This is a genomic window from Gordonia sp. Swx-4 (genome assembly GCF_030316175.1).
Taxonomy (GTDB): Bacteria; Actinomycetota; Actinomycetes; order Mycobacteriales; family Mycobacteriaceae; genus Gordonia; species Gordonia alkanivorans.
Genome location: NZ_CP128198.1, coordinates 1 through 25,457 on the forward strand (window position 1 = coordinate 1; position 25,457 = coordinate 25,457).

General features: G+C 64.6%; 29 protein-coding genes. 6 read left to right on the top strand and 23 right to left on the bottom strand.

Features of this window, described 5'->3' with window-relative positions; translation table 11 throughout:
• Window positions 1-465: 465 nt before the first annotated feature.
• Window positions 466-894: a DUF6615 family protein gene (locus PWF70_RS23565; protein WP_286353027.1), complete on the top strand. Its 429-nt coding sequence runs from the start codon at window positions 466-468 to the stop codon at window positions 892-894.
• Window positions 895-959: 65 nt separating this feature from the next.
• On the opposite strand, the gene PWF70_RS23570 is transcribed toward PWF70_RS23565, so the two are convergent.
• Together PWF70_RS23570 and PWF70_RS23575 are read right to left on the bottom strand one after the other, a co-directional pair.
• Window positions 960-1,877: a XamI family restriction endonuclease gene (locus tag PWF70_RS23570; RefSeq protein ID WP_286353028.1), complete on the bottom strand. Its 918-nt coding sequence runs from the start codon at window positions 1,875-1,877 to the stop codon at window positions 960-962.
• A complete protein-coding gene (locus PWF70_RS23575) occupies window positions 1,846-3,507 on the bottom strand; it encodes a methyltransferase domain-containing protein (RefSeq protein WP_286353029.1) in 1,662 nt (553 codons plus the stop codon). The genes PWF70_RS23570 and PWF70_RS23575 overlap by 32 nt, the downstream gene beginning before the upstream one ends.
• A 438-nt stretch (window positions 3,508-3,945) precedes the next feature.
• Here PWF70_RS23575 and PWF70_RS23580 point away from each other — a divergent pair, with 438 nt between their 5' ends.
• Window positions 3,946-4,302, top strand: coding sequence for a hypothetical protein (locus PWF70_RS23580; RefSeq protein ID WP_286353030.1), 357 nt, complete (start codon window positions 3,946-3,948; stop codon window positions 4,300-4,302).
• Between the two features lie 249 nt (window positions 4,303-4,551).
• Here PWF70_RS23580 and PWF70_RS23585 read toward each other — a convergent pair whose 3' ends face one another.
• The 14 genes from PWF70_RS23585 to PWF70_RS23645 all read right to left on the bottom strand — a co-directional run bounded on the left by PWF70_RS23585 (window position 4,552) and on the right by PWF70_RS23645 (window position 17,929).
• The gene (locus PWF70_RS23585; RefSeq protein WP_286353031.1) at window positions 4,552-4,818 is read right to left on the bottom strand and encodes a hypothetical protein; all 267 of its coding nucleotides are present in this window, start codon (window positions 4,816-4,818) and stop codon (window positions 4,552-4,554) included.
• Window positions 4,815-5,225, bottom strand: coding sequence for a WhiB family transcriptional regulator (locus tag PWF70_RS23590; RefSeq protein WP_286353032.1), 411 nt, complete (start codon window positions 5,223-5,225; stop codon window positions 4,815-4,817). The genes PWF70_RS23585 and PWF70_RS23590 overlap by 4 nt, the downstream gene beginning before the upstream one ends.
• Window positions 5,222-7,210, bottom strand: a complete 1,989-nt coding sequence (locus tag PWF70_RS23595; RefSeq protein ID WP_286353033.1) for a ribonuclease catalytic domain-containing protein — start codon at window positions 7,208-7,210, stop codon at window positions 5,222-5,224. The genes PWF70_RS23590 and PWF70_RS23595 overlap by 4 nt, the downstream gene beginning before the upstream one ends.
• 4 nt (window positions 7,211-7,214) lie before the next feature.
• Window positions 7,215-7,697, bottom strand: coding sequence for a hypothetical protein (locus tag PWF70_RS23600; RefSeq protein WP_286353034.1), 483 nt, complete (start codon window positions 7,695-7,697; stop codon window positions 7,215-7,217).
• A 27-nt stretch (window positions 7,698-7,724) separates the two neighbouring features.
• Window positions 7,725-8,291 (bottom strand): MerR family transcriptional regulator, encoded by a 567-nt coding sequence (locus PWF70_RS23605; protein WP_286353035.1) that lies wholly within the window; start codon window positions 8,289-8,291, stop codon window positions 7,725-7,727.
• A gap of 127 nt (window positions 8,292-8,418) precedes the next feature.
• Window positions 8,419-8,712 (bottom strand): hypothetical protein, encoded by a 294-nt coding sequence (locus PWF70_RS23610; RefSeq protein ID WP_259936288.1) that lies wholly within the window; start codon window positions 8,710-8,712, stop codon window positions 8,419-8,421.
• A gap of 1 nt (window position 8,713) precedes the next feature.
• A complete protein-coding gene (locus tag PWF70_RS23615; RefSeq protein WP_286353036.1) occupies window positions 8,714-9,490 on the bottom strand; it encodes a hypothetical protein in 777 nt (258 codons plus the stop codon).
• The gene (locus PWF70_RS23620; protein ID WP_286353037.1) at window positions 9,490-11,184 is read right to left on the bottom strand and encodes a hypothetical protein; all 1,695 of its coding nucleotides are present in this window, start codon (window positions 11,182-11,184) and stop codon (window positions 9,490-9,492) included. The genes PWF70_RS23615 and PWF70_RS23620 overlap by 1 nt, the downstream gene beginning before the upstream one ends.
• 64 nt (window positions 11,185-11,248) lie before the next feature.
• Entirely contained in the window at window positions 11,249-11,683 is a 435-nt protein-coding gene (locus PWF70_RS24160; RefSeq protein ID WP_353507334.1) for a ParB family protein, read from the bottom strand.
• Window positions 11,680-12,597 carry a ParA family protein gene (locus tag PWF70_RS23625; RefSeq protein ID WP_286353038.1) on the bottom strand — a complete coding sequence of 306 codons (918 nt, stop codon included), beginning with the start codon at window positions 12,595-12,597 and terminating at the stop codon, window positions 11,680-11,682. Before PWF70_RS23625 ends, PWF70_RS24160 begins: the two co-directional genes overlap by 4 nt.
• Window positions 12,598-13,198: 601 nt before the next feature.
• On the bottom strand, window positions 13,199-13,450 hold the full coding sequence (locus tag PWF70_RS23630; RefSeq protein WP_247452245.1) for a redoxin NrdH: 252 nt from the start codon (window positions 13,448-13,450) through the stop codon (window positions 13,199-13,201).
• 2,603 nt (window positions 13,451-16,053) lie between these two features.
• The gene (locus PWF70_RS23635; protein WP_286353039.1) at window positions 16,054-16,245 is read right to left on the bottom strand and encodes a hypothetical protein; all 192 of its coding nucleotides are present in this window, start codon (window positions 16,243-16,245) and stop codon (window positions 16,054-16,056) included.
• 998 nt (window positions 16,246-17,243) lie between these two features.
• Window positions 17,244-17,543: a WhiB family transcriptional regulator gene (locus tag PWF70_RS23640; protein ID WP_075863452.1), complete on the bottom strand. Its 300-nt coding sequence runs from the start codon at window positions 17,541-17,543 to the stop codon at window positions 17,244-17,246.
• Window positions 17,540-17,929, bottom strand: coding sequence for a hypothetical protein (locus PWF70_RS23645; RefSeq protein WP_247452242.1), 390 nt, complete (start codon window positions 17,927-17,929; stop codon window positions 17,540-17,542). Before PWF70_RS23645 ends, PWF70_RS23640 begins: the two co-directional genes overlap by 4 nt.
• A 528-nt stretch (window positions 17,930-18,457) precedes the next feature.
• Between PWF70_RS23645 and PWF70_RS23650 the strand changes: the two genes are divergently transcribed.
• The 4 genes from PWF70_RS23650 to PWF70_RS23665 are packed head-to-tail and all read left to right on the top strand — an operon-like array spanning window position 18,458 to window position 21,013.
• Window positions 18,458-19,087 carry a hypothetical protein gene (locus PWF70_RS23650; RefSeq protein ID WP_247452241.1) on the top strand — a complete coding sequence of 210 codons (630 nt, stop codon included), beginning with the start codon at window positions 18,458-18,460 and terminating at the stop codon, window positions 19,085-19,087.
• Between the two features lie 26 nt (window positions 19,088-19,113).
• The gene (locus PWF70_RS23655) at window positions 19,114-19,515 is read left to right on the top strand and encodes a hypothetical protein (protein WP_247452240.1); all 402 of its coding nucleotides are present in this window, start codon (window positions 19,114-19,116) and stop codon (window positions 19,513-19,515) included.
• Window positions 19,499-20,053 (top strand): ImmA/IrrE family metallo-endopeptidase, encoded by a 555-nt coding sequence (locus PWF70_RS23660; RefSeq protein ID WP_075863456.1) that lies wholly within the window; start codon window positions 19,499-19,501, stop codon window positions 20,051-20,053. The genes PWF70_RS23655 and PWF70_RS23660 overlap by 17 nt, the downstream gene beginning before the upstream one ends.
• Before the next feature lie 3 nt (window positions 20,054-20,056).
• Window positions 20,057-21,013, top strand: a complete 957-nt coding sequence (locus tag PWF70_RS23665) for a hypothetical protein (RefSeq protein WP_286353040.1) — start codon at window positions 20,057-20,059, stop codon at window positions 21,011-21,013.
• 7 nt (window positions 21,014-21,020) lie between these two features.
• On the opposite strand, the gene PWF70_RS23670 is transcribed toward PWF70_RS23665, so the two are convergent.
• From PWF70_RS23670 to PWF70_RS23700, 7 genes are all read right to left on the bottom strand, one after another.
• Window positions 21,021-21,887 (bottom strand): SAM-dependent methyltransferase, encoded by an 867-nt coding sequence (locus PWF70_RS23670; protein WP_075863458.1) that lies wholly within the window; start codon window positions 21,885-21,887, stop codon window positions 21,021-21,023.
• Window positions 21,881-22,576: an MBL fold metallo-hydrolase gene (locus PWF70_RS23675; protein ID WP_247452238.1), complete on the bottom strand. Its 696-nt coding sequence runs from the start codon at window positions 22,574-22,576 to the stop codon at window positions 21,881-21,883. The genes PWF70_RS23670 and PWF70_RS23675 overlap by 7 nt, the downstream gene beginning before the upstream one ends.
• 67 nt (window positions 22,577-22,643) lie before the next feature.
• Entirely contained in the window at window positions 22,644-23,090 is a 447-nt protein-coding gene (locus tag PWF70_RS23680; RefSeq protein ID WP_286353041.1) for a helix-turn-helix domain-containing protein, read from the bottom strand.
• 124 nt (window positions 23,091-23,214) lie between these two features.
• Window positions 23,215-23,964: a hypothetical protein gene (locus PWF70_RS23685; protein WP_286353042.1), complete on the bottom strand. Its 750-nt coding sequence runs from the start codon at window positions 23,962-23,964 to the stop codon at window positions 23,215-23,217.
• Window positions 23,961-24,197 (bottom strand): hypothetical protein, encoded by a 237-nt coding sequence (locus PWF70_RS23690; RefSeq protein ID WP_075863462.1) that lies wholly within the window; start codon window positions 24,195-24,197, stop codon window positions 23,961-23,963. Before PWF70_RS23690 ends, PWF70_RS23685 begins: the two co-directional genes overlap by 4 nt.
• Window position 24,198: 1 nt before the next feature.
• Window positions 24,199-24,597 carry a hypothetical protein gene (locus PWF70_RS23695; protein WP_075863463.1) on the bottom strand — a complete coding sequence of 133 codons (399 nt, stop codon included), beginning with the start codon at window positions 24,595-24,597 and terminating at the stop codon, window positions 24,199-24,201.
• 217 nt (window positions 24,598-24,814) lie between these two features.
• On the bottom strand, window positions 24,815-25,441 hold the full coding sequence (locus PWF70_RS23700) for a hypothetical protein (RefSeq protein ID WP_286353043.1): 627 nt from the start codon (window positions 25,439-25,441) through the stop codon (window positions 24,815-24,817).
• Window positions 25,442-25,457 lie beyond the last annotated feature (16 nt).

Sequence of the window (25,457 nt, forward strand, 5' to 3'; positions counted from 1 at the left end):
CGCAAGCGCCCTGTCGGGGTACGGCGCGCAAGCGCGCCCGAAGGGGCGCCGCAAGCGGCGCCGTGGTGGCGTGCGTTTCGGCGTCCCGCTCCCCATCGGCCTACGGCCGATTGGATCGAAGGTGGTTGTAGTACACCGTGTTTCATGTCGCCAACTCTATCACGACTCCCGTCGGGCAACGGTCCTGGACGCCGCCAGTGTCGGCCTGCGGCCGACCCTGCACCCACACCCACCGACCGCCCTGCGGGCGCTCTCTGACTCCATATGAAACATACTACCGCACAACAGAATTAAAACCCATTGCCACACAACCAATTCCCCTACGGGAATCTACGCCTGACGCGACCGATACTCGCACATCCAACCAAAAGGCCGGCGGCTTCCACCGCCCTCTGCGCTAGCGCTGCTCCCAAAACTCCTTTCTCCCCCCGTATAGAATTCGGGACTCCAAGGGAAAGGACCGTCATGGCGAAACGGGGGGCGAAACCTGTGATTGATCCGAGTCACTATGCGGCGTTACTCCGTGCTGCCGGCAGTCTCGATCAGCTTTCGCATAGCGCTTGGGATATCAGCAAGGGCTCCTACCTATCAGGCAAGGGGCGGGTGCGCCGAAGCGAGACGACCATCACCGATACCTTCCTGGAGTCGCTGGACGCCATAGGCGTCATCGAGTACTACAAGTTCGATGCCCACGACGAGGAACCTCGATTGGGCGCCGACTGGGAGTGGTGGATCGGGTCGGACGCAGACGGCTGGCGCTGTGCACGTATCCAGGCCAAACGCGCAAAACACTATGCCCCCGCCACCTCCGATGTGACGCCGGCCTACTCCGAACTCAAGCACAAGGTGAACGGCCAGCTGCAGCAACATCGAGTTGTGCACGTGTCCAAGTAGGAGCATCTCCGCGACTCATGGTGCGGGTTCATCAAATAGGCAAGTGCCACATAGCAACTCGGCAATCATGGCTGCGTGCTTTCAATGAAGGAGATCATTGAGCGGAGGTCGTGCGCCCAGAATAGTGTGAGGCCGTCAGCCTGTGCGCTCCGCAAGTTATGAATCTTGAAGACTCCTGAGAGTACCGCCGTCGGTACGACATTGTTGGTTCCGAACTCGTGGTTCCATGTTGTCGCCTTCGCTGCGGCGTCATTGTTTAGGCGCTTCACACTGTTCGTGGCGGAATTGCTGACTTTGCACTCGATAGGCATTGCGCGGCCGTCCCACAGCCTGGCGATGATGTCGGCTTTGCGGGTGCCGAAGAGGCTCTCACGGCAGAACTCGCCTGCTTCTGGGAGGTCTGCGGAGTTCTGGACGTGGCGGCGATCAACCTCGACGAACTCGTTGTCGACCAGCGCGTCAGCTACCGCATTCTCTTGCTCATCCTTCGCCGAGTTTCGCCGGGCGGTCTGTACCTTTTGGGTGGCGATGAGCGCCGCCGTTGAGATGACAGCCGCACCGCGTTCGGCTTCTGTCGGCTCACGTTGCTCCGAGACCCAAGGGAACCTGTTTCGGTCGAGACCTAGCAGAATCGTGTCGATTATTCGCTGCGCTGCAGCAGGTTGCGTCGTCAGGATCTTTCGACTGAGCGACGTATTGGCCAGCACCTTCAGGTCGTCCTCGCTGATCGCTGGCGAGGCCAAGTAGCGGATCGCTGTCAAGAAGTCCGGTTGGGTCAGCAAGTCCACAGCCTGAGCGTGCAGATCCGTGAGGTCGACGGTGCCTTCGATCAGGTCCTCAACGGTCTGCCGATAGTCTTCGAACGAATCGAGATACTGCTCAAGGGGTTCCTGTACACGCATTTCACGAAACGCGGCCATCGCCGTTTGAGACGCATCCGTCAGTTCTTCGTCAGTCCATCTGGGTGGAACCACCTGTGCCATCCGTTGCCGCCTCTCGAAGCAGATCCAGGCTCGGAATCGGCAGGCGTTCCATTTCCTTTGGCTCGAACTTAGTCAAGCCGCCCGCATACATCCGGCCCTGAGACAGGGTAACGGCAGTGCGCAGGTGGCTGGCAAGGGTGTCCAGAATCGTGTCGTCCAGTTCCTCACGGGGGTATAAGCCGTGCGCGATATTGATGTGGCGAGCGCTGATGTCGTTGCGGACGAAGGCCGGTGGTCGGCGGGCCATATACGTGGCCAACACGGGCGCAGCAGCTCTCAGACCGACGCTATACCATGCTTTCCGGTTGGCTGCCACATATCCCTTATGGACGTTGAGCTTCTTTGCGTCGGCAAGGAAGATGTCGATGCGCTCGCGGTCGGTTCCCTCGAACTGAGAAAGATCGGTCGGCAAATCGATCACGTATTTCAGGTCAGCGGGTTCCGACAGACGTATGCCCGCCTTGAACAGATCCCGCGCCTTGGTGACAGATCGATAGAGAACAGAGTCCGGCAGATCGATGTCACCACTCGAACTCACCCACACGTTGTTGGCGCCAGTAACCGCTCCTCGATGGACTCTGCACAGCTCTCCCAGCTCCATATACCCTAGGGGCAGTTTCGGATTGACGCGGGTGAACACTGACCACCGATTTGACTCGACGAGGCGATGACGTGCGACTCTACGACCACCATCGAGAGCGCCCAAGTCTGAAACTTGCTTGACATGGCGAAGTTTCATTGAAGAGGGTTGTTCGCCGATCTTGAAGCACGCGATCGCGCCAGTGGTTGTGGCATCCGCAAAAGGAGCAACAGTCGGGTCAATTACGTGCAGTGATTGCCCGCCGAGTTCACCGAGAAGGAGCTGGCGCACCAGGCTTCCGTAATTGACGTCGAGCCACTCGGAGCTGGTGATGAATGCGCCGATATCGCCGGATCGACCCAGAGTTGCAGTTGCCAGGAAGAAATGGACATGCAGCCCGGCAAGAGAACTCGCAGCCAGGCCGCGCTCCCGCGCAGTCTCTTGCAACCATCGCTTCCACGACGGATCAATCTGGTGATGCCGGACATACGGAGGGTTGCCCAAAAACAGTGTCGGGCCGTCGATTTCATCCAGTTCGAGTTCACGGTAATCGCCGAGGTGGACTGCCGATCGCTCCGCAAGGCCAGCTGCGGTGAGGTTTGCGCGCAGCATCAGCGTCGCTATCGGGTCGATGTCGCATCCAACGACACTCGCGTTGGGGAACCGCCTCGCAGTAGCGAGCAAGTAGCGTCCTGACCCGGTTCCTGGATCGACGATGCGTTGCGGGTCGCCGTTGTTGGCCGCCCAGTTCACCATCGCATCGACGATCGGCTCCGGCGTGTACGTCTGGCCCAGCGGCCTTCGCTCCTGCGTACTCACGATTCTGCAGTACGCATCGCCCAAGGGGTCACCACCACCCGCGATGGCCTTGCGAGTGGTCGCCAGGACGCCAGCAGTGGGAGGTTCTCCAGCGGCATACTTCTTGATGAGGCGCCGTTCGTCGGCCGTCAGACCCTCCCATTCCGCGCCCAGTGCAACACTCAGGCGGACCAGCGCACCCAAGTCGGTCACCCATTCCACGCCTGCGATGGTGGCATCCGCGTCTGACATTTATCGCCCTTAACCCTCGCTGCGCAGGCGAAATACGCCACGCGTAACGCGCTCGAAGTATCGTTCATCCTGAAGAGCACTACGATACGAGGACTCGGGCGCGGTCCCGACTTTGGGCTCGACTCCGGCCTTGATCTCCTTGATGGACGCTGGTTTGCCGTCGAGGCCAGCCAGGTACTCACGCATCGCGCCTTTCAGCTCGCCGTGTGGCCGGCGCCGTCGCTCAGTACTCGCCATTAGGTCGTCCTCCTCAGGTTACTGACTAGTCGACGTTATAGCGTCGACAATACCACGGCTTTGTCACGCAGGGAGCAAATCGCCACGCCGGGGACAGGGTAGCCACCGTTCCGGCCACTACCGCGACGTAGGTCGCCACACATCGAAAGAAAATGTTGAAGAAAGACTTTTCTTTGGCCCTAGATGGGCTACTATGTTGATGTGACCGCAGAGTTCAAAGCACTCAGAGACTCCGTCCAGCAAGCTGGAGGTGTTCAAACCGTCTACGCATCGGAACTCCGCGACGCCATCGGTGCCGGAAGGCTCACCCAAGGCGTCAACTCCAAGATCAGCGACGAACTCCGGGCCCAGGGCCTCGGGCATGTACCCCATGACCCCGAAGATTTGCCGACATCACAATGGGAGTTGGTCCGTCTGTACGATCTCGGCTCTGCAGTCGGAAAAGTTGTGCTCGCAGCGCAATTGCCTGGCGAAGCCAACGATCGCACCCTCATCGAATCGGTGACCGGTGACGCGGCAGACATTCTCGAAAAGGTTCGGGTGCTGGTGGCCGAGTGATGTGGTCATCAACAGTCCCAATCTCGACACTCGGCAATGGCGCGATGCGCTGCGCCCTTCATCACGACTGGAGTCGATCATGCGAGAGCCGGTAAAGAACCTGCCCGCCACCATGTGCGGACTGGACGGATGCCCGTATCCCAAGCATTCGGGCACAATCCTGGGAATCCCTCTCTGCCAACAACATCAACGCATGTACGTGAACCGAGGGACTCTCGGCGACCCGCTAAACCTGGGTTCAGTTGAATGTCAATACACCCGAGATGGATACCCCATCAAGGACTTTCGACCTCGCAATCCGGAGACGGGGGACCTGGTCTGCTGAGTCGACCCCGCGACGACGGGCAGCCCCACGATGATCCCGACGGTGAGGGTGACTCCGAGCCAGTCGCCGTGGCGATACCAGTCGATCGCGAACGGGAAGCACATCAGCCAGATCCAGGCGAGCATCCCCGCCCAGGCAACGCTGCCGGCGAGGGCGTGTAGACCGGTCACGATCCGCGCGAGCGTCGTCATCGCTCCACCGATCGCCGGCCGGGGTAGGCGATGGCGCGGAGCTGCTCGATCGCGGTCACACGGACGGCCTTCTGGCTGGCTGAACCGGGCGGGGAGATGTAGACCCCGGCCCAGAAGCCGGTGAGGTGGGCGGTGTCGTCCAGGGCGACGCGGGCGCATCCTTGCCGGATCGGACAGCGACGGCATTCGGCCATCTCCGCGTGCCCGGCACCCGCCCGGGCGGTGGACAGCCGATCGGGGAACCAAGCGTCGGGGTTGCGGGCACACGCCGGGATCACGTCGGCGGGTAGGTGGCGGGCTGGGGATTCCACGAGCGCCCAGGTGGGGCCTTGGGTGGCCGCGCGCCGATGACGGCTGGGATACAGCGGCGCGGTGCTCACATCACCAGGGATGACGGTTGTGCTCATGCCCCGCCATCGTGGGAGGCGGTGGCGGCCACCGCTGGTGGGTTGTCGAAAAGGCCGGTGACTGCGGCGTGGGCGGCAGCGGTTTTGGCCGCCTTGATCGTCGATGCGGCCGCGGTAGCGCGGGCGGGTCCGGCGGTGAGGGTGACGGTGAACATCCGCTGATGGGGTGGGCCGTCGGGGTGGGTGTCGACGTGCAGCTCGCCGGCGCCGATCGACGCGGCGAGGGTGGTCAGCCAGCCGACGGGGTTTTTCAGGGCGTTCGCGCGGCGGCGGGCACGCCGGGTGTCGTCGTCGCCGCCGAGCGCGGCGTGCAGTGCGAACGCATCCCAGGTTCCCTCGCCCGGCACGGAGATCGTCGGGGTTGGCGGCTCGGTAGGGGTGGCGGTCGGCGGCGGCGCCGGCACGGACTCGCACTCGGTGCCAGGCTCGGGCTCGGGCTCGGGCTCGGGCTCGGGTTCGGGTGGTGGTGTGGTGGGGTCGGCGCTTGGGGTGTGGTGGCCGATGATGTCGAGCAGGTCCCACAGGGCGGCGTGTTCGGTGGCTTTCTTGACCGGACCGGTGTGCCAGCGGGTGGTCATGGCCTCGAGGTGGGCGCGGGTGGCGAAGGTGCGTTGGTGGGGTGGGCCGGCGATGTCGGTGTCGAGGGTAGGGGTGACGATCTGTCCGCCGTCGATCTGCTGGAGCGCTGAGATCGCCGAGGGCGCCAGGTACGCGTGCTCGGCGCGTAGCTGTGCAGTGAGGGTGGCGCGCAGTGTTTTCCAGTCGGGGTGATCGGTGGTGTAGAGCACCGCGATGTGCCCGGCGTGTAACCGCCCATCCTGGGCGCGTTCGGTCAGTTCGGTGGCCACCGAGGCCGGTGGCGTTGCTTGGGTGCCCAGGCGCAGCACGCGCAGGAACTCGCGGTCGTTCATGTGCGACAGGTCGCCGGCGGCGATCGCCGCTTGGTTCGCTCGGCGGGTGCGGGCTTTCTGCGCTGTCTCCGAGTCGGCATCGCGTTCGGCGGTGATCGCGGCCAGGGCGTCGGCGATGGTGGCCAACTGTTCTGCGGTGTAGGGCAACCTGGTGCCGTCGAGGTGGGCCAGGAGTTGGCGTTGGGTGACCAGATCGGCGTAGCGCCGCAGCGGTGAAGTCGCGTGCGTGTATGCCGGGATCTGCAATCCGATGTGCCCGCGGACGGTTGCGCCGTAGGTGGCCTTGGAGATCGCGGTGTTGAGCTGTCCTTGCAACGCGGCCAGTTCGGCGGTGGTGGTGACCGTGGACAGCGCGGCGGCCAAATCCGCGAGCCGGTCGACGTCAGCGGGTGCGACGGGGTTGCGGAGGTGGTTGCGGAACAGGATCGGCAGCTCGGCGTCGATGGCGTACTGCGCCACAACGGTATTCGCGGCGATCATCAGCTCCTGGACGATCACATACGCCGCGGCGTTGTGGCCCTCGGGCAGTGCCAGCAGTCGGCCGTCTTCGCCTGAGACCAGCCCGCGGGTGAGGTCGTAGACCACGAACGCCCCGGCTGCGCGCCGCCGGCCGGTGAGCACCTGCGCCAACTGGGCGGCCGTCGACAGCTGTTCGTGGTGCACATGCGTTGGGTCGTCGAGGATTGTGGTGACCTGATCGTGGGTGATCGCCACGCACGATCCGGCGGCTAGGACCTCGCGACCGAGGCCGGCCAGAGCCACGTCGCCGTCGGCGCTCACCCGGAGGCGGATGGTCAGGGCGTCGCGGTCACCGGTGGCCGACAGGGTTGCGGTGTGCTCGAGCTGCGCCCCGAGCATGGGCAGTGTGCCCTTGGCGCGGTAGCGGGTTTCGACCCGGGTTGCTGCGGTGCGGTCTGCTGGCGATCCGGTCGGCACCAGGTCGGCGACGTTGGCCACGAACACCGCGACGTCCCAGCCGGTGGCGGTGGGGGTGATGGTGATCGCGTCGTCACGGTCCTGGGTGGTGGACGCGTCGATCATCAACGCGCACTTCGTGGCAGTGGTCGTGGTCATCTGGTCACTCGCGTGGCCACCGGCTCGGACTGCGGCCCTGGTGGATGGCGTGGGTGTTGTAGGTGTGGAAGTGCTCGGCGATCTGTTGGGAGACGGCGGGGTCGGCAGCGTCGGAGGGCGGGAGCTTGGTCACCATGTCGATCACCAGATGGTGTTGGCGGTTCACGGCGTCGGGGTCGGTCTCTGCGGCCATGGCCGCGGTTGCCTGCGGCAACCAGTGGGAGGGGTGCTGCACGCCCGCTCCCCCACGGCGCGCACGGGTTGTGACACACCACTGCGCGAGCAACTCGCGGGCAGTCTCGTCTTCGGACGCCGCATGCACCGCAGCACTGCGCTCTCGCGACACACTCATGTCCGCGGTGGCGTCGAGAAATCCTCGTGCGGTGAGGATGTCGGCGAGTTCGGCATTGGCGACCTCGTCGCCGCGGGAATGCCACCACAGCGTCATCATGTAGACGCCCACGGGCTTCGACAGCACGTCAACCACTACACAGACCTCCAGTTGCTTCGTTGATCAGACTGCTTCGGACACGGCTGCATTGCGTCGCTGCGCGAGGTCGTCGACGGCCGCCGCTGCGGTGGGGGTGGCGTCTTCGGCGGGGAATTGGTGCACGGTGCCGGCCAGATCGGTCAGGGTGTGGCCCACGGCGATGGCGAACACGCCTTGCCCGCCGTGGAGCAGGTCGATGATCTCGGCATCAGAGGTGGCCTCGTAGACGGTGGTGCCGTCGCTGATCAGGGTCGTCTGCGCGAGGTCGGTGGTACCGCGGTCGGCGAGGAACTCGACCGCGGCGCGAATGTTGCGCAACGAGATCCCGGCGTCGAGGAGTCGTTTGACGATCTTGAGCGCGAGGATGTCGCGGAAGCTGTAGAGACGTTGCGACCCCGACCCGGCGGCGGCCTGCACACTCGGGGTGACCAGCCCGGTGCGGGCCCAGTAGTCGAGCTGGCGGTAGGTGACGCCGACGATCTCCAGCACCGCCGGCACCCGGTAACCGGTCGTGGGGGTGTCGACGGTGGCCACGGTGAACAGCTCGGGGGCCAGCTCGTCGAACGAGCCCTGGCCTGCATCGTGTGCCATCGGCTATGTCCCTTCGGTGTGGTGATCGTGGATCTCGGGTTGATGTCAGCGTATCGGGCCTCAGGCGGCCACGGCTGAATCGCAGGTGTTTGCTCGATCGCGCGCTGCTGGGCGGCCTGAGGCCCGTTCAGGGCGCGGGAGCGGGCGATTGCGTGCCGGCGCGGTGGGTGCGGAACTGTTCGGCGAGGTCGGGGTTGGTGGTGGCCAGGAGTGCGTAGAACCGGTCAACCTCGACGCCACGGGTGTAGCTGGCGGTAGGCGGGCTGACCGAACCGGCGGCATGGAAGGCGGCTTTGACCGCCGAGGACTCCCCTATCGCCAGGGCCTGGCCACGTGCGTGTTCGACCCTGTCGACCAGTTCTACGAGACAGTCGAGGGTCAGTAGCAGATCTGGGCTCGTCGGTCTGGTTGCGTCCGTCATGTCAGTTCCAGTCGATGCGGAAGTCGCGGACGCCGTCGAAGTGGAATCCGGTGTCGTCGTCGAAGTCGTCGAAGGCGGCGAAGTTGACCGAGGCGTGTTCTTCGAGGATGGCGGCGACGCGGGCGTGGTCGTCGCGGGCCAGGGCGTCGCCGAGGGCAGCGATCTGTTGGCGGCTCATCTGGGTGTGGTCGAGGCCTTGGGGTCCGCCGAAGTCGAAAGATTTGGCCATCCGGTAGTCGTAGTTGCCGCCGTCGGTGCGGGCGTGGACGTCGGCGGTGAAGTGGATGGTCGGTCGCATCCGGGAGACGTCGACGCCGCTGTCGACGAGGCGCTGCGCCACCTGCGCATCGACGAGGCGGCCTTGAGCGTCGGGCCGCAGGCTCTTGGTGCGCCCGGCCCGCCAGTCATAGACGGCACTTGGTGAGCGGCCGAGTTGGCGTGCGGCTCCGTCAACCCCGCCCATGCGGGTGATCTCCGCGCGGCGAGCGACGAGGTCGGCGGTGCGGTCATCGGGGATGCGGCCCTGTTGTTTCCAGCGACGGAAGGTGCGCCGCGAGGGCGGGCGGCGACCGGCATCCTGGGCGGCCTTGCAGGCGGCGTCATAGCCGATAGTGCCCAGGTGATCGGTAGGGGTGCGCTCACCCACCAGACCCGCATCGGCGCGCGCGAGATCAGCCGCGGTGCCGGCAGCGACCGAGACCTGCCGGCCGGCGGCCGCGGTGGTGGTGGCGGTGGGCTCGTCGCGGCGTTCGCGACGGCGCGGCCGGAACTGGGCCATCAGCTCACCACCTCACTGGTGGTCACTGAGTCGTGGTCAGGGATGGAATCACTTGCGGCAGTGCCGTCGTCGTCTGGTTGCCCAGAGGCCGTGTAGGCGGTGTTGATGGCTTTGCGCACCTCGGTGGGTGTGGTAGCCGTCAGCAACGCAAGGATGACGTCGTCATCAAGAGGGCGCCGCTTCTCGACCACGAATTTGCCGAGGTAGGTCAGTTCGTCGGCGAGCTCCACGCCTGCGGGCGCGAGGTAGGTCCAAGCGTCGGTAAGGCCTTTGATGGGCCAAATGTTGTGTTCGCGTGCAAGTTTCATGGCTTTGGCGCGGGATCGGTGGCGGGCGTGAGCTTTGATGGCCGCGGCCCAGATCGGCTGGTAGTGGTGGCGCATGTGGGAGTCCCAGTTACGGTCACCGGCGATGCGTCCGAGGTAGCCCTTGTAGATGTCAGTAACCATCGACTTGAGGATCGGGTCATCGGCCTCCACGGCAGCTTTGCGGGCGGCAGCGAGCAGTTCCTTCCACCGCTTGAGCACTTGCCCCTGCTCGGTGGTGGTCCAGGCCTCAGTGATCGCCAGATCGGCGATGTCGAGGCCCGCTCCCCCATCCGGGATGGGTGCAGTCAGGCTGATGATCGTTTCGGTAGTCACCCAGGTCGTCACGGGCCGGTCGGTGCGCATCCGCGGATGCGGCAGGGGCAGCTTGTCCGGTAGGGCGAGGGTGTCGGCGGCCGGCAGCGTGATCTGCCAAACACCGAACGGAAGAGGGCTACTGGTGTGGGCGAGTTCCTCAGCGTCGGTGCTGTGGTGAACCAGTTCGCCGTATCCCAGGTTGATCATGCCGGCACTGGCCAGATACGAGGCACGTTGGTCGATCGTCACCAACTCGTCGGCGGCGTCCACCTCCTCGGTGTCGATCCAGCCACGCGACCACACGATGACCGGTTCAAGCTCGTCGGCATCTGTGATATCGATGGGCGGCAACGGAACTGGCGCATCGACGATGATGCCGCGCCCGGTCTTGCGGCGGTCCCGAAAGATCCGGTCGAGGATCACCGCCCCGGTACGTGCCGGGGTGATCCCAGGCAGGACGCCGAGGTTCTCGACATGCCAGCACAACCGTCGGGCCAACTCCCGGGCGGTGTCCATCTCGTCATCGAAATCGATGAGCGTGCCTGCGGTTTCCGAGCCAAGGATGCCCATCCGGTCGTGGTTGATGCGTGCAGTCCACGCCCAGCCCTCGAGGATCACATCGACCATCAGCTTGCGGTTCCCGGCCGTGTGAGACAGGTGCAGGCGATAACCGATCTCCTCCCCCGGCTGGTACAGATGCCAGCCGTCCTCACCCTGCGGCGTCAGGAAGGGGCCGAGCAGTTCGCGGGTGGCGTCATCGAGACGAGCGATCACATCGGTCTTCATCCGGCCCTCACGCAACTCCTCATCGGAGTAATCCGCCTCGTCACCCGGATCGACATCGTCCGGGCCCCAGCCGAGCTGTGCGCACGCGGCGTCGATCACCCACACCTGCGCCGGCAACCCCGCCGGGGACAACGGCTGCCTGCGCTGACGCCACTCCAACACCTTCAAGAGCTTGTCGACCGAATCCACCGGCTTGTCCACCAACACGATCCCCGACGGGGACAGCACCTTCGTGGAGGTGACGATCATCGCGTGATCGTCAGCGCTGGTGGCTCGTCCGGTCACGGCGCTCGACCCACCTTTCACTGCTTGGCGTTATTGCTGTCATTGACGTTTCAGAACTGGCTACTTAGGTCTCCAGGGGTCGACCTGCGGCTAGCGGCCCGTCAGGGCCTCCGAAGTCGTCGCCGTGGTTGTGCGCGGCTTCTCGTCGCCGTGTTTCGGCGGCCACAGCTTTGTCAACGAAGTCTGACCACGATCGGTCTCCTTCCAGGTGCTGTGTGGCGCGGAATGCGCGGCGGGCTCGTGTGAGGTTGGGTTTACGGAAGTAGATCGTCGACCGCGTTGTGAGTTCTTCCTGCGGTTCGGACCGCTCCGCAGGGGCAGTAGGTGCAGCCTGAGTGGTTGCCGGCGCTCGGTTCTGCGGACCAGTTGCCGTCACCCGGGGTTGTTGCTCGCGGTTCTTCTTCCGTAGGCGGCGAAGGTCCCCTCCAGCAGGTTCGGCCGCCTTGGTAGGACGGCTGGGTAGGCCTGAGATGATGCGATCCGGAGTCTCCTCGGTCATGCTGTTTCGGCCTCGCTTTCTGCGGCAGTCACACGTTGCACCAGTTCCTGGGCGACAGCCATTAGGTCGTCGGCAACAGATGACGATGACTGGGGGGCCAGAGACTGGGGTTTGGCTTCGCCGCGGCGAATCTCATACCACTTCGGCCCTGTGCGTACCACGTTGTCCAGCTCGTGAACCAGCAGTCCACGGGCCCGGGTTGCCTCTGCGGTGGCTTCGGAGTGCCGCACCGCCGCTTCGAAGACGACAGCGTCGTCGTCGAAGGCCTCAGAAATCGCTGTCCGGGCGCGCTTCTTGACTGTGGTGGCCGACGTGCTGACGCCGGCCAGCACGACGCCCAGTAGGTCGAGATCGGGATTGATGTCGAGGACCGACTCGAGTCGTTTCGCGACTGCGTACAGGCCTTTCAGGCTTGAGGCGTCGGTCTTTGTGGGCACCAACGCCCAGCTAGCGGCGGCGACAGCCGCTGTTTGAAGGGTTTCATCGCCGGGCGGGCAGTCGATGAGCACAAGGTCGTATTCACTGGTCAGTGGGCTGAGAATGGAGGCTAGCGCGAGCTTCGCCCCCACCGCATCACGGCTCGCCCTGGCGACCAGCGCGGCGGTCGCTTCCTCCAACTTCGTGCCTCCGGGAAGGACGTCGAGGTTAGGGCGAACGTCTTTGACGACCTCTATGTCGCCTCCGACGATGAGGCCTCGCGCTAGGGCCGCCCCCTCGTCATCGGTAGATGTTTCCGTGTAGCCAAGGTCTTCGGCCAGGTTTCCCTGTGGGTCGAGGTCCACCAGGAGCACGTGATACCCGCTGTGAGCCAAGAGGCCGCCGATGTTAGCTGTGAGGGTGGTCTTGAGGACTCCCCCTTTGCCGTTGATCACGGCTACCACTCTGTCTCGATGAATTGCCTCAGACGCTGCCATGGTGTGCGTGCCTCTCCGTGCCTGTCGTTCGGATCATGTGGTCATAGACGTTAATAGCAGCATTGACTGTTTAACTGCCGAAACCGCTAAAGCTGCCATAGGAGCCGTTCCCGCTATTAGCGGTATGAGCACTATTATCACCAACCACACCTACGCTGTCAATACCCTTAATGCCATCATTACAGTCATAGGTGACACCCGCCTGCCCGCCCTTAAGCGCCGACCGCCTGCATCTTCCTCGACAGCCAGCGCTGCCACCGCAAGGCGGGTTAGGCAGTAATGCTGCTATTGATGTCGTTAGTCGCCGCGTCAAGAGGGGGGAACGCGAGGCCGTCTCCTGGTGACCCCATTGGTTGCCGACAGTCAATTCCCTATGTCCTGCGTCGCTAGGGCTGCTAATACCGTTATTACCCTCATTGACTGCGTTAGCAGCGTTGCTGCCAAACGCACCGCCAGCCGAAGCTGACCGACTGTCCATGTTCTGATGCAGGAGCCCCCAGTGGCCACGATCGACGATTGCCCGGACAGACGCCGGGCGGCGTGAGCCAGCGGCCCTAGCCCGGTCGCCTGATCTGCGGGAACTGTCATGGTCTAACCGTGCTCATGAGGCAACTGACGACAACGATGCCTCTTTCGCCAGTGCCTTGATGTGGTCGGGCCGGAAGCCGGACCAGTGCTTGTCGCCGGCGATGACGACGGGGGCTTGGAGGTAGCCGAGGGCCATGATGTGGTCGCGGGCTGCGGGGTCTTGGGTGATGTCGACGATTTCGTAGTCCAGGCCTTGTTTGTCGAGGGCTTTGTAGGTGGCGTTGCACTGGACGCATGCGGGTTTGGTGTAGACGGTGATGGTCATCGGTGCGCTCTCTCTTCTAGGGGTGGGCGGGTTGGACGCCGGCGTGACGTGGGTGCGGGCGGGGCCGGTGGGGGAGCAGCGGATCGGGGTGTAGAGGTGTGCGTCGCCGCGGAGGTGGAGGTCTGCGGTGGGTGCGAGCTCGGGTGCGGCGATGAGGACGCGGGTGTGGTCATTGGCGCTGATGACCGGTTCGGGGTCCCAGGCGATGATGCTGGTCTGATCGGTGCCGGCTGCTCGAGCGCGGTCGCAGAGTTGCAGTTGGCTGTGGTGGTGTCCGGTGAGGGTGGCGGCGTCGAATCCTGTTGCGGTGGCCCGGCCGTAGGTGTGGACGGTGGTGGTGCCGTGGGCTTCGACGTGGGCGGTGTCGGTGGCGTGGACGGCACCGCTGGCGACCAGGACGGCTGCGCAACCGGTGATACGGACCTGAACGCCGGCGGGGATGTCGCCGAGGTCGATCAGCCCGTCCTGAGGTGGGTCGAGTACGGTGCGGCGTACTTCGATCCGGTGGCGCCCGGCCTGTAGGAATCGGGCGAATGTTGTTGTGTCGGTGGCACATACCCATGGCGCCGGTGCCGCGGTACGGGAAACGCCGGTGCGTCGACGTCGTTGCTGCGGTGGCTGATGGTCTCGGTGTGGGGTGGTCGGCGGCATGCGCAGGGTGTCCTTTCGTGACGGTGGTAGTGCGGTTCTGCGTTGTGGGGTGAGCGCGTCGGCGATTCGGCTGGTGAGCGCGGTGCGTGCTGCACGCACGAGTTGCCGGGCCCCTGTGGCTGGGCGCTCGGCCGCCGTTGGTGCGTCGGGGGGCGTCGTAGGGGGTGCGAGATCGGGGTAGGTGGTGGTGATGTCGTCGCAGACGCGACGCAGCTCATGCAGCGCTGACAGCGCCCGACGTCGTTGTTCCTGGTCAGGGGCGTGCCAGGCGCGACGCTCGGCGGCGGTGACCGCGGCTGCGGCAGCTGCGCGCTCGGTGACGCCGAGGGCGGTGGCGGCGTCGTCGAGAGCCAGGGAGGTGCGGGTCCAGGCGGTGCCCCGGCCGCGGCCCACCCGGGTAATCAGGCCCGCCTCGGTTAGGCGGTGGAGCACCGCGAGGGCTCCGAAGGTTCGGTCGCCGGGAGCCAGACCGCTGTGGGCGGCCAGGGTGGCGGTCACAGTGGGGGTGGGGGAGCTGAGCGCTTGGTAGAGCTGGCGGCAGCGTTGCCCGAGGATTGACCAGACGGGGTGGAGGGGGAGTGTGCTGGTTAGGGGTGTCCTGTCATGTGGCACACCCCCTGGGTAAAGGTCTGTGGTCTCTGTTCCGGGGTGGCGCAGGGTGTAGTGGTGAGCGTCGGTGGCGTCGTTGTCATACCCGGATCTCCGAACCCGATCGAGAACTCCTTTGGTGGTGAGTTCGCGGAGGTAGCGCGCTGCTGTGGGGGCTGTGATGCCGCCGTGGAGCCACTGGGAGAGATCGCGGCATGAGATGGGTCGGGAGTGCAGTCCGCGGCCGTCGGAGAAGCGGTGGTGGACGATTGCGCAGAGCGCGGCTTCCAGGTGGGGGTGATTGATCCAGCGGCGGGCGCGGGTGAGCCACTGGTCGCACAGATCCTGGTCGGCCGGGTCGACAGGGCCGCGGAAGTTAGACCACCGGTCGAGCTGGGCCTGGAAGAACGTGTGTCCGCGGTCGGCGCGGCTGCGGTACTTGGCGAACACGGGCAGGTCGAAAAACTCTTGAGCGGATTGCCAGTCGCGAATGTTGGCATCCCACAGTGCTGCGAACGCGGCCACTGCCGCCTCGGAGCGTTCACCAACCTCCGGTCGCGCCTCCAGCGCAGCCCGCTGGGTGGGCGTGAACTCTTTGTGCGGCCGCCACTGCCCGGGTGCGGCGGCCACCGCGTTGACGCTGGGTGGGGTAGGCGAGAGCGGGGGCGTGTAGGTCACCGTCACGCTAGCCAAGGCCGCGGCCGTCTGTGTGAGCGCCTCGGCAGGGGACAGGGCAGGGGTGTGGCCGGATTCCACGCCTGCGTGGGCGTGGAGTGCGTCGTCGTCGAGGGAGAGTGGGACGCACCGCCCGCCAGCGGCTTTCAATGACGCTGAGCCAGGGAGGCGTACACCGCGGCCGCCAGCGATCACATCGACTGCCCGTGTATCCAGCCCGGCCCACGACCGCACTGCGACGATCGCCTCGGTGAATGCCGTCCATCCGTGGCTGGTGGGGAACGCCCACGCCGCATGGCAGGAGTCGGCGGACCCAGACGCGGCTCGATAGACCAGGACCCCGCCGGCGATATCGGCGGCGTCGCGCAACGGCGGCAGGATCTGTTCGGCGCAGCCGTCGAGGTCGACCACCACCAGATCCGGTCGCAACGGAGCGACCAGCGCCGCGGTCTCGGCGCGGCCGTCGAGGACGGCGTACATATCCTCCAGCGACCCGGCAGCGACCGGGACCGGTTCGTTGTCCACCGCAGAGCGGTCGAGCACCCGCACCGCGGCACCGTCGACGGTCAGCAACCGGCAATACGCCGCCCACGCCGACGGCAACAACCGTTGTGGCTCAGCATGTTCCGGACTACGAGACGGTGCCGACCCATCAGTGCTGGCGACAGCCTGCGCGGGCAGGGTGGCGGTCATCGCCGAGCACCTATGTCTGCGGCCGCGCATGTTCCGACCACGAGGTGGCCATCCACCCGGTGGCGATACAGATCGGCGACACCGGTCTCCACCAGCTCGAGCACGGCGTCGATCACAGTCGCCGGCGGTGGTGCGTCGACGGCCGCGATCAGCTGGGTCAGGCTCAGCGTGTGGCAACGCGCCAGCATCGACACAGCTGCCTGACGCGCACGCGTGAGCGCCGCTGGTGTGGTGTGTGCGCCCCCGTCCAGTCGAGCTGAACGGTTACTCCCGCACGTCGCCGCGAACGCTGATACGGCTATGTGCGGGGTATCGAAGACAACGCTGGTAGGGGCGTTCGCCCCGACAGTCACCGGATAGGTGGTCGGGGCGTTCCCACACAGACCTCACCCAACGCTCCAACGAGCGTTGTGACCAGCGGTGATGTCTGCGCGGGAGATGTGAAAGAGGCGACACGGCAACGGTGGTTGCCCGTGCCGAGGGTGTGCTTTACCATCAGAAGTGCCTGAGGCGGCAATTCCTTCCTTTTAGGGAGGCTCCCGGGGTCTAGCGCTAACTAGATTCCGAACCAGTTCTCGGGGTGAAGCGAAGCGGCTAACTTCGCTCCCCACTCGAAAATCCGTGTACTCCCCTTCGGGGGGACCGGTGTCTCCATCGCTGTGTAGTTATTCGCTCGCTGGTGTCCTACGGCGGCTCCCATTCCGCCCCGCTACGGGCAAAACGACTGCTACGCAAGACATTCGCGTGTTGTCGGCTACATGACAGAGGCCTCCTCGCTAGGTGTAGACATGGGTCCAAGCGTGATCGTTTCACGTTCGTGACCTTCGACGATGGAGGCGCGCCACGGGTTGCCAACCTCGGCACGGGCGATGGGCGAGTCATGCGGCGGCTCCTGGGGTTGGCTTGCCAGATGGTGCGCTCTCGCGTCTGGGCGGGCGTCGCCGCAGATACGCCAGGAGTGCGTGGACAGGGATACGTTCGCCGTCGTCGCCGTAGGCGTCAGCTGCCCAGATCAGTCCGCGGGGCGCGACACCGCTGTCTGCGAGGTCTTGACGGCATGGCTGTAGGGCCGGGCAACGCAGGCATGCCACCAGGGACTGATGGGCTGATGCGGGGGAGTGGATGAGAACGTCGAGGTCCCACTGCTCGGGTTGTCGGGCGCATGGTGTCGGCTGTTTGCTGATCATCAGCTCGCCTTCGCCCCGGCCACGATGACGGAATCACGGGCGCGGGTGTTGATACCGCCCCATACGCCGTATCGCTCACCAGCATCCGCGGCCCACTGCGCGCAGGCGGTCTTGACTGGACATGCCTGGCACACCAGGGTGGCAGCGGCAGTCGACTGTCCTTTGTTGGGGAAGAAGATATCGGGATCGGTCTGCGCGCAGATAGCATCGCCAATCCAGTCACGCGGCGAGGGATCGGTATCGAGAATCTCCGCTGCGAGGTCTGCCCAGCCGCCGACGCGGCGGTGATCGGCGTTCACGCCACTACCGCCTCATCAGAGTTGGCGACGAAGCGTGCAGCCGCCACTGTCGCCGCGCCTTCGGCCCACGCCAGGGGTGCGGTCAACGTGGTGCCGTCTCCGACAATTACGGTGCCCGTCTCGGGTCGGACGGCAACGTAGCTGCCGGGAAAGAAGAAGTAGAGATATCCGGGGTCTCCCCAAGCGGGTGTTGCCGGTGCCGGCAGAACCACCACATCAGCCTGCTCGGCCTCGGTGAGTTGACTGGCGCTGCGGAACCCTGCCCACCAAGCCGCAGCGAGCAATGCCACTCCCGTGGCGAACGCGCTGTCAGCGGACAGCTCCTGGCCCCGAGGAGTGTGCACAGTCCCAGCTACCGCCAGAACCATGTGCGGGAACTCTGCCACGGTGAGTGGAGTAGGCCAGTCAAGCGTCCCTGGCTGTGGTGCTGGCGCTGCAACCGAGAGCACGGCTAACGATGCAGTAGCGCTGTCGAATCTGTGTTGGGTCATGTGAGTGGCCCCCAAGGCGTGTGATGGATCGATCTGGTGGTGTCGCTTCGAGTGCGACGTGAAAAAGTTTTCTGCGTGGCGTCTAAATTGCCTGACTGGGCGGACGTGCCTGGAGTTTCGTGCCCTTATCACCCACTTGTGTCGCCCTAGTGTCCAGTAGTCAGCAACTCTGGTCCATGCGAGCATCACACTAAGTCACTTTTTCTCAGTGCACAACCGTTACACGCACGGCGCAGCGTGGGTCATCTACACTGCAAAACTATGGAAAGTGTGGATCTTACGTGGCTTATGAGGCTTCATCCTCGTTTTCATGACACGCTTCCGCCTGTGGGGGCCACACAGTGGTTAGGTCAATCCGATACGGTTCCACTTATGGCGGATGGGCCACAGGTGCCACAGGAATTGCAGAGACTGGCGAGTGCGGTGAGTGAACGCCGACGCACGTTGGGCTTGACGCGTCTACAGGTGCACGAAAACGGCGGGCCGGCCGATACCACCTTGGCGCGTATCGAGGCCCCTACGCCTGATACCGCGCCGCCCCGCCCCACGACCCTTCAGAAGATCGACAAAGGTCTGCGGTGGCCGGAAGGAACAGCGGCGAGCACCCTCCATGCTGGTACCTCGGCGGCGCGGCGCGAAGAGGTGTCCCGGCCGAGCCTGGAGAACAGCCTGTCGTTCGCGACCGTAGCGATGCCAGTCGACCTTATTCACGACGTGGTACGCGCAGCTGATCGTCTGCTCTCTGAACAGCCCGAATCCGAATTCAGCTCCGGCCTCCGCCACGCTGTTCAGCGACTGACCGCGGTCTACGTCACCGAGGTACTCGAACGCGTGGGCGGCCCAGGCTCAGAGATACCGCCAGCGATCGGAGTGACCTTCCGGCCTCACCTGACCGCCCCGCTAGCCGAAGACCACGGCACGCGAATCGAGCAGCTGTATCGACGCTGGCTGGCAGGGCTCGTTTTGCCAAGCGATGCGCACCACCTCGTGCCGAGTTTCGAGGCCCGATTGGCTGCAAAACGCAAAGATATAATGCTCCGCACGACGAACTAACGACATTCCTCGAGGAGTGATCCCCTGTGAACGCACCGATGAGCTTTGCCGACCGGCTGCACCTCTTGATCCAGCTAGCGGTGGCGAACAAGACCTTGGCAGATGATTCCGCCAAGGTCTTGGCCAATCGGCTAGGCGAGCACCTTGGCGAGGCTATGGCCCCCAGAACCGTCCAGTCGTGGCTCGACGGACGACAAACCCCGAGCGAGGTGCATCGACAAGCTCTCGCCGAAGTCCTGGGGTGGGGCGAACCCGACTCGGTGGACATCATGATCTCTGACGACGTCGAGAAGTACGGACCAATTGCACTCCAGGCAAGGACCGTGTGGAGTCTTGCGGCGAATGAGACAGGACTCGTCGCGCTGAGAGCTTCTAGCAAGCCACTATCTCCGGAGGCGATGGACAGTCTTGGTGACCTCGCTTCGTGACGATCCCAATTACCGCGCCGCGTACGACGTTGTCGAATCGCTGCCGTTCTTCCGTCCCTGGACCATCGAGTCGCTGGTAGCGAAGGTCTCTCTGAGCCGAGGGAGGCCGATCGCTCTGCGCCGCCTGCCTGATGATCTGGCCAAGCACTGTTCGGCCGCCTGGTTCCCGAAGCCTCACGCCGACTATGTCTATATCCGCGACCAGCTGACCGACGTCCAGCGCGAGATCTCAATTTCGCACGAGCTGGGGCACATCCTGCTGGCTCATACCCTGACCGACGACGAGCGTGCCGACTATCTCAAAGAGATCTTTCCGCGCGTCCCCAGGGAAGTCCTCAAATTGCACGTCGCATCAATGCAGTGCTCACCGCTGGCCAGATGCAACTACGAGCACCCGTTCGAGCAACAGGCTGAATGGTTTGCCCGGCTGCTCATCTCCAAAGCGGATCAATACCGGGACGTGCTTGTCCCTGACCACGCCACGCCCACCCAACGCAGGATGCTTGTTCAGGCCTCCCGGGTCTTCGGCTGGCAGTAGACGATGGCACTCGTCGTCACGATCGCGTTGTGCGGTTCTCTGCTGCTGCTGGTCCTCTACCGCATGTGCAATGTCCCGCCGAACGCTTCGCCAAGCTGGTGGGCATTCACCCAGGTGGCTGCGCTCATCGCCTTTGCGAAGCTTGCTCGCACACCCGAAATCGCCGACAGCTTCGGCGAAACGGTGCTCTATGCCCTCACTGGGCAGCACAATCTCATGACCCTGGTGGGTATGACGTTGGGAGCCTTGGTGTCTGTGCCGGCCGTGGTGTTCATGCTCAGCCTCACCGGCTACCAGCCGTCCTGGCGACGCGGGTTGCTGGCGGAGTTGGCAATTATCGTCGCGATGGTGGCCACGTTCTTGTGGTCACCGATTCCACGAAGCGGGCCGACTTCCTACATCACCGACGGCATTCCCCAACCGTGGTCCATGTCGACCTGGGCGTACTGGAGCATCTTCCTCGGTGTCATCGCCACAGCAGCGGTCGTCAACCTGGGTCTGGCCCTCAATGCCTTGACCATCGTTCCGCTGACAGGCCCGTTCGGCCTCACACTGCTCGGTTGGGCCGCCACCGCAGCTTCGGCAGCACTCTACCTCGGCAACAAGATGCTCAATCTCATCGTCGAGAACGCCTCCGATGACAACACCCGCAACTGGTACCTCGATCACGCACCATCGATATCACTCGCCTTGGTACTTCTCATCGTCGTGTCGGCTGGAGCGACCTTGCTGGTTTATCCGGTGAACCAACTTCCACGCCGGTATCGCCGGTATCGCACACTGCGTCGCTCGGCTGCGCAGTGGGAGCGCGCGCGACACTCAAATCCACAATTCGCCCTTCCAGGAGTCGCGATCCCGAGTAGCAACCGACTTCACCTCTGGAGAGCAGCCAAAGACCCTCTGACTGCTTACAACTTGCAGGTGGAACTGAGCGACATCGCTGACGTCACGCGGGTGTGAGTAGACCTCACCGGTCGGCTCGGATGAGCCAGGTGACCTCAGCGCCAGCGCGCTCCGGCTCTCCGTAATCGATGCTGCGGCCCAAACTCTCAGCTACTCGCGCGATGGTCGTAGCGTCGGTTGTCCATCCGTAGTCGCCAAGCCAGCTCGCTGGGTCTTCGACGACGGATTGAAAGCCATACCCCGATTGTGTTGCTGTTGAGTTCATCTCGCGGGTCTGTGCATCTGATCTCGATCCTGGCCCGAAGTGGGCCACCAAGAGTGTGCTGCCCGACGCGCTCAATCCGCTGACGGTAGAGAGGACCGAGGAAGTCTCGGCATCGCTGAGGTAGAACAGAATGCCCTCAGCTACCCAGATCGTCGGTTCCGCTCGATCGAAGCCGGCCTTGACAAGTTGGTCAGACCAGCCGGGTTCAGTGATTGAAGCGGTGACCTGCCGCCAGGTCGCGGCAAGCTCGATCGATGGTTCCTCGGCGAAGACCGTCGATTTGAACATGGAAATCTGTGGGAGATCGATCTCGAAGACTGTGGTGCCCGCGGGGAATGAAAGTCGAGTCACACGACTGTCGAGACCAGCAGCCAAGATGACCACCTGACGAGGCTGGACGGCGCTGTACAACACGCTCCCGATCTGTTCATCGAGCCACCAAGTACGCACGACGTTCGACTCAAAGAGCCGTTGACCAGTCATTTCAGAGAGGCTTACTGCGCCCATCTCAAGACCTGACGCGGCCACCAGGTGCGCCGCGGCGAGATCAGTTACGAGTGGATTCTCGGACTCGAGCTCCAGGGCGCGCATCTTGGCGGTCAGCACTGCCGTTGCGCTGATGCCCTCTGTCCAGTCACCAGCGGCCGACCCCGCAGCGTTCACCATCCTCGGGACCGCCAGTCCTCGAGGTGAGGTCGCTCGTCACCAAGAGTGGTGTCGTCACCATGGCCGGGGTAGACAATCGCGTTGTCGGGATATCGATCGAATACCTGCGTGGTGACGTCGGCAAAGAGACTCGCGAAAGCCGCAGCGTCGGCGGTCTTACCGAGGCCCCCAGGGAACAACGAATCGCCGGTGAAGAGGTGACTCTGCCCCGACGCGTCGGTGAAAGCCAAGATGATGGAGCCGGGCGTATGACCGCGCGCCTCGATCACTGTTACAGGGGGCAACTCGCCAATTCGTATGGTGTCACCTGAGGCAACTGTGCGATCGGGAGTGACCGGCAGCTCGGAGGCCGCAGCTCTCGACGCAGCCGTCGCACAGGAGAGCGCTTTGACGACGTCCGGCAACGCCCACCAGTGGTCGATGTGCTCATGAGTGGTTGCTACAAGCTCCAGTCCGGCGGGACACTCCTGGCGTACCAGCTCGACGATTCGCTCGGCGTCATTGGCGGCATCAATCAGCAACGCCTTTCCCGTAGCTGCGCATTGCAGCAGGTACACGTTGTTGTCTGCGCCGCCCACCGACATTTTGATGATCCGGCCGCCAGCTATCTGACGCACTAACGGGTTCTGATCAGGAGTGACGTGGCCCCCGGCTGTGTACTCGGAGACAGGGATCGACGAAGAAGTCATGCCTCTATGGTGCAACAACAGGATCGTTCCACGGCGACGACGTCGCCGTTCCCCGAACCAGCGCGCCTCACTCGACGTCGCCGAACCGTAGCTTGCGTCCGCGCTTCCACGCCGCGGTGATCTGGTTCTCCGTGACGCCATACGCTTCGGCGAGCGCTGAGCGGATGTGTTCGGGAATGGGGGAGATGTAGGTTTCAGCGTTGTACAACGGGGTGGTGCCGATTCCGGCGTTGTTGGCGGCATCCTCGCCCCGCAGGCCCCGCCATTGCCGCAGCTGGCGCAGCGTGGGCTGGTTACGTGGGGTGTTCGTCAGGTCAGCGGGATGAATGCTGAGAGCCTCAGCTAGACGCAGCGCATTGACCTCGGAGGGCACGCTGCGGCCGACCTCCCAACTACGGGCGGTGCCGAGCGTCACTCGGCACCGCACAGCGATATCAGCGCGGGTCAATCCCGACCGTTCGCGGAGCAGCTTCAGTCGTGCCGGCTCAAAGTCTTCCAAACCGCCAGTGGACATATGCGAACGATATAAGACACGTCCCGATGCGCAGTGCATCACCGTTCCGAAACTGTGCAATGAACTTGTTGAAGGAGTGAGCAGCGCCACCGACGTCAGATGCGGCAGCGAGTGTGAGGTTGGCTTACGTCAAACGCATCTCAACGAAAAGGTCGAGCTGTTGTCCGGCGTATCCGTCGGTGTGGCAACTGCATTCGCACGTGTAGTGGTCAGCGGGAACAACGATGCGAGCCGAGGTGGTCTCGGTGTAGCGCGACCACCCTGGCCGGAAGGTGGCGACGTATCCGCGGGGGCCGTGCTGGCGGCGCGCGGCGGCGTGACGCACGCTGACGTAGCTCGGCCGAGCGTGGCCATGCCAGCAGCCCACGTGACCGGCGTCAGCGCAGTGCGGTGAGAGTGCCGGCGGTTGGGTGCAGGGCAGGGTAGTGAACCATTCGCCGCGGGCGTCCTCGAGTTCGGTCTGAGCGTGCAGGTCGATGGCTTCCAGCGCGATCGAGGTGAGGGCGGTCAGGTTGCGGCTGCGGGTGGCCCAGGCATGTTGTGCGCGCTCACGCAGCTCGGCGGGCAGTGCGTCGGCCCACCGGCGCAGGCGCGTCAGGGTGATCGACACTTCGCGGTGTGGTGGTTCGAACCGAAGGCGTGAGGGTTGTCCGGCGTGGAGGCCGGTGGTGAATCGGTCGGTCACCTCGTAGTGCGCCCAGGTGCCGGTGAACCGTTGACCGGTCACCTCGTAGTTGCGGCCGAACCCTCCCCCGCTTCTGCGCGACTCGCGTAGACGACGGCACTCCTCGCCCGGGTTGGCGATGACCGGGGCGATGACGTGGACCCACTCGCGCAGCAGGTCTCGCTCATCGGCTGACAGCCTGGCAGTCACCGAGCACTCCTGACGGCTGCCGGTCGGGAGGCGGTGGCCGCCGCCTGCGGATCGTCGTCACTGATCGCCGCCGGATTGATCGCGGTGTCGGCGTCGAAGCCAGACACGCTGCGGTCATAGGCTTTCCCGGCCGGGCAGGTGGCCATGTGCAGACGTCGACCGGTGTCGGGCAGGACACGGTCGACGAAGCATCGGTGGTCGCAGTAGCGGCAGTAGGCACCGGGCATGGTCAAGTCACTCCTCGTGGTGGGTGCCGGGGCCTGTGGTCGGTTCCCAGGAGCCGGCGTCTTGGTAGTCGCTGTCGTCGAGGTCCCACCATTGGCCGGTGCGGGGGTCGAAGACGGTGTCGTGGAGGCAGTCCGGGCAGCGGTGCACGACCAGCCGGGCGTGAATGTGGCGGTCGCGCAGACGGCCCCGGCCGATGGGGATGACGTTGGGGCCGTAGGCGATGGTGCGGGTGCCGTAGCAGGTGAACGGCCTGGTCGCCGAACCACAATTGCCGCATCCCTGTGTGCGTGGTGGCGGACAGAGGGTCACCGCGGGCATCGGTTGCCAGGGTGACCAGTCGACCGGGTCACCGTCCCAGCGTGGCGGTAAGTCGTGGGCGCGCAGGTTCAGGCTCAACTGGGTCACCGTCGATCACCCCCCGCACCGTGCGGCTGTGGCGGCTCAGCTCAAGGTAGTAGGCGCAGTCCTCGCAGAACCCGGCGTCGGGGTCGAGGCAACAGCGTTCACAGTGTCGGTCCTCGCGGTGGCAGTCACAGTCACAATCGACGCCCAGTTAGGTAGGCGCAGTGGCGGTCAGGGTCATCCTCATGGTGTCCTCCCTAGGAGTCACCGGTCGGAGTGGTCACTGCACGGCCTCCTGCGGGTCGAGGACGACGAGTGTGGGCGCGACGGCGCCGGTCAGCAGCAGGCGCGCGCCGTACAGGTGCCCACGGATCGCGGGGTGGGCGGTGGCGCGGATCTGCTGGTTGATCGAGGCGGCGATGAGGTCGCGGACCTCGACGTCGGGTAGCCCGTCGACGCCGCCGTAGTTGCGGGGATCGCAGTAGTTGAGGTGGCGGGCGACCGCGGCGTGCACGGTGCGCTGTTCGGCGTCGACGTCGCGATTGGATGCCAGGACGCGCCGCTGGTGTTGGGCGATGAGCATGCGCAGCTCGGCCCGTGCGGTCGGCACGTACTCGAAATCGTCTTCGCTGGGGTGCGCGTCGACATCGAGCTCGCTGGAATCGACCTCTCGCGCGGCGGTGGCCGCCAGGTGGCGGATCGCCGCGGCGAAAAGCCCGCAGGGCGCGGGGATCTGATTGACGGCGGCGATCTCGTCGCAGGCCAGGGAGAACTCGATCGACTCGAAGACCCGCGGGTTCAAATGCCCGATGACGGTGAAGGTGGTGCGCACAGCTGGGTGCTCGGCGAGCTGGGCCACCGTCCAGGTGGCCGGGTCGCCGGCGGGGTGTGCGGAGTGAATGCTCATCAGCTCGTCCTCGAGG

Coding starts and splice junctions, on each gene's coding strand:
- PWF70_RS23565 (WP_286353027.1), top strand. CDS start 466: ATGGCGAAACGGGGGGCGAAACCTGTGATTGATCCGAGTCACTATGCG.
- PWF70_RS23570 (WP_286353028.1), bottom strand. CDS start 1,877: ATGGCACAGGTGGTTCCACCCAGATGGACTGACGAAGAACTGACGGAT.
- PWF70_RS23575 (WP_286353029.1), bottom strand. CDS start 3,507: ATGTCAGACGCGGATGCCACCATCGCAGGCGTGGAATGGGTGACCGAC.
- PWF70_RS23585 (WP_286353031.1), bottom strand. CDS start 4,818: ATGACGACGCTCGCGCGGATCGTGACCGGTCTACACGCCCTCGCCGGC.
- PWF70_RS23590 (WP_286353032.1), bottom strand. CDS start 5,225: ATGAGCACAACCGTCATCCCTGGTGATGTGAGCACCGCGCCGCTGTAT.
- PWF70_RS23595 (WP_286353033.1), bottom strand. CDS start 7,210: ATGACCACGACCACTGCCACGAAGTGCGCGTTGATGATCGACGCGTCC.
- PWF70_RS23605 (WP_286353035.1), bottom strand. CDS start 8,291: ATGGCACACGATGCAGGCCAGGGCTCGTTCGACGAGCTGGCCCCCGAG.
- PWF70_RS23610 (WP_259936288.1), bottom strand. CDS start 8,712: ATGACGGACGCAACCAGACCGACGAGCCCAGATCTGCTACTGACCCTC.
- PWF70_RS23615 (WP_286353036.1), bottom strand. CDS start 9,490: ATGGCCCAGTTCCGGCCGCGCCGTCGCGAACGCCGCGACGAGCCCACC.
- PWF70_RS24160 (WP_353507334.1), bottom strand. CDS start 11,683: ATGACCGAGGAGACTCCGGATCGCATCATCTCAGGCCTACCCAGCCGT.
- PWF70_RS23625 (WP_286353038.1), bottom strand. CDS start 12,597: ATGGCAGCGTCTGAGGCAATTCATCGAGACAGAGTGGTAGCCGTGATC.
- PWF70_RS23630 (WP_247452245.1), bottom strand. CDS start 13,450: ATGACCATCACCGTCTACACCAAACCCGCATGCGTCCAGTGCAACGCC.
- PWF70_RS23635 (WP_286353039.1), bottom strand. CDS start 16,245: ATGCTGGCGCGTTGCCACACGCTGAGCCTGACCCAGCTGATCGCGGCC.
- PWF70_RS23665 (WP_286353040.1), top strand. CDS start 20,057: ATGGCACTCGTCGTCACGATCGCGTTGTGCGGTTCTCTGCTGCTGCTG.
- PWF70_RS23670 (WP_075863458.1), bottom strand. CDS start 21,887: ATGGTGAACGCTGCGGGGTCGGCCGCTGGTGACTGGACAGAGGGCATC.
- PWF70_RS23675 (WP_247452238.1), bottom strand. CDS start 22,576: ATGACTTCTTCGTCGATCCCTGTCTCCGAGTACACAGCCGGGGGCCAC.
- PWF70_RS23680 (WP_286353041.1), bottom strand. CDS start 23,090: ATGTCCACTGGCGGTTTGGAAGACTTTGAGCCGGCACGACTGAAGCTG.
- PWF70_RS23700 (WP_286353043.1), bottom strand. CDS start 25,441: ATGAGCATTCACTCCGCACACCCCGCCGGCGACCCGGCCACCTGGACG.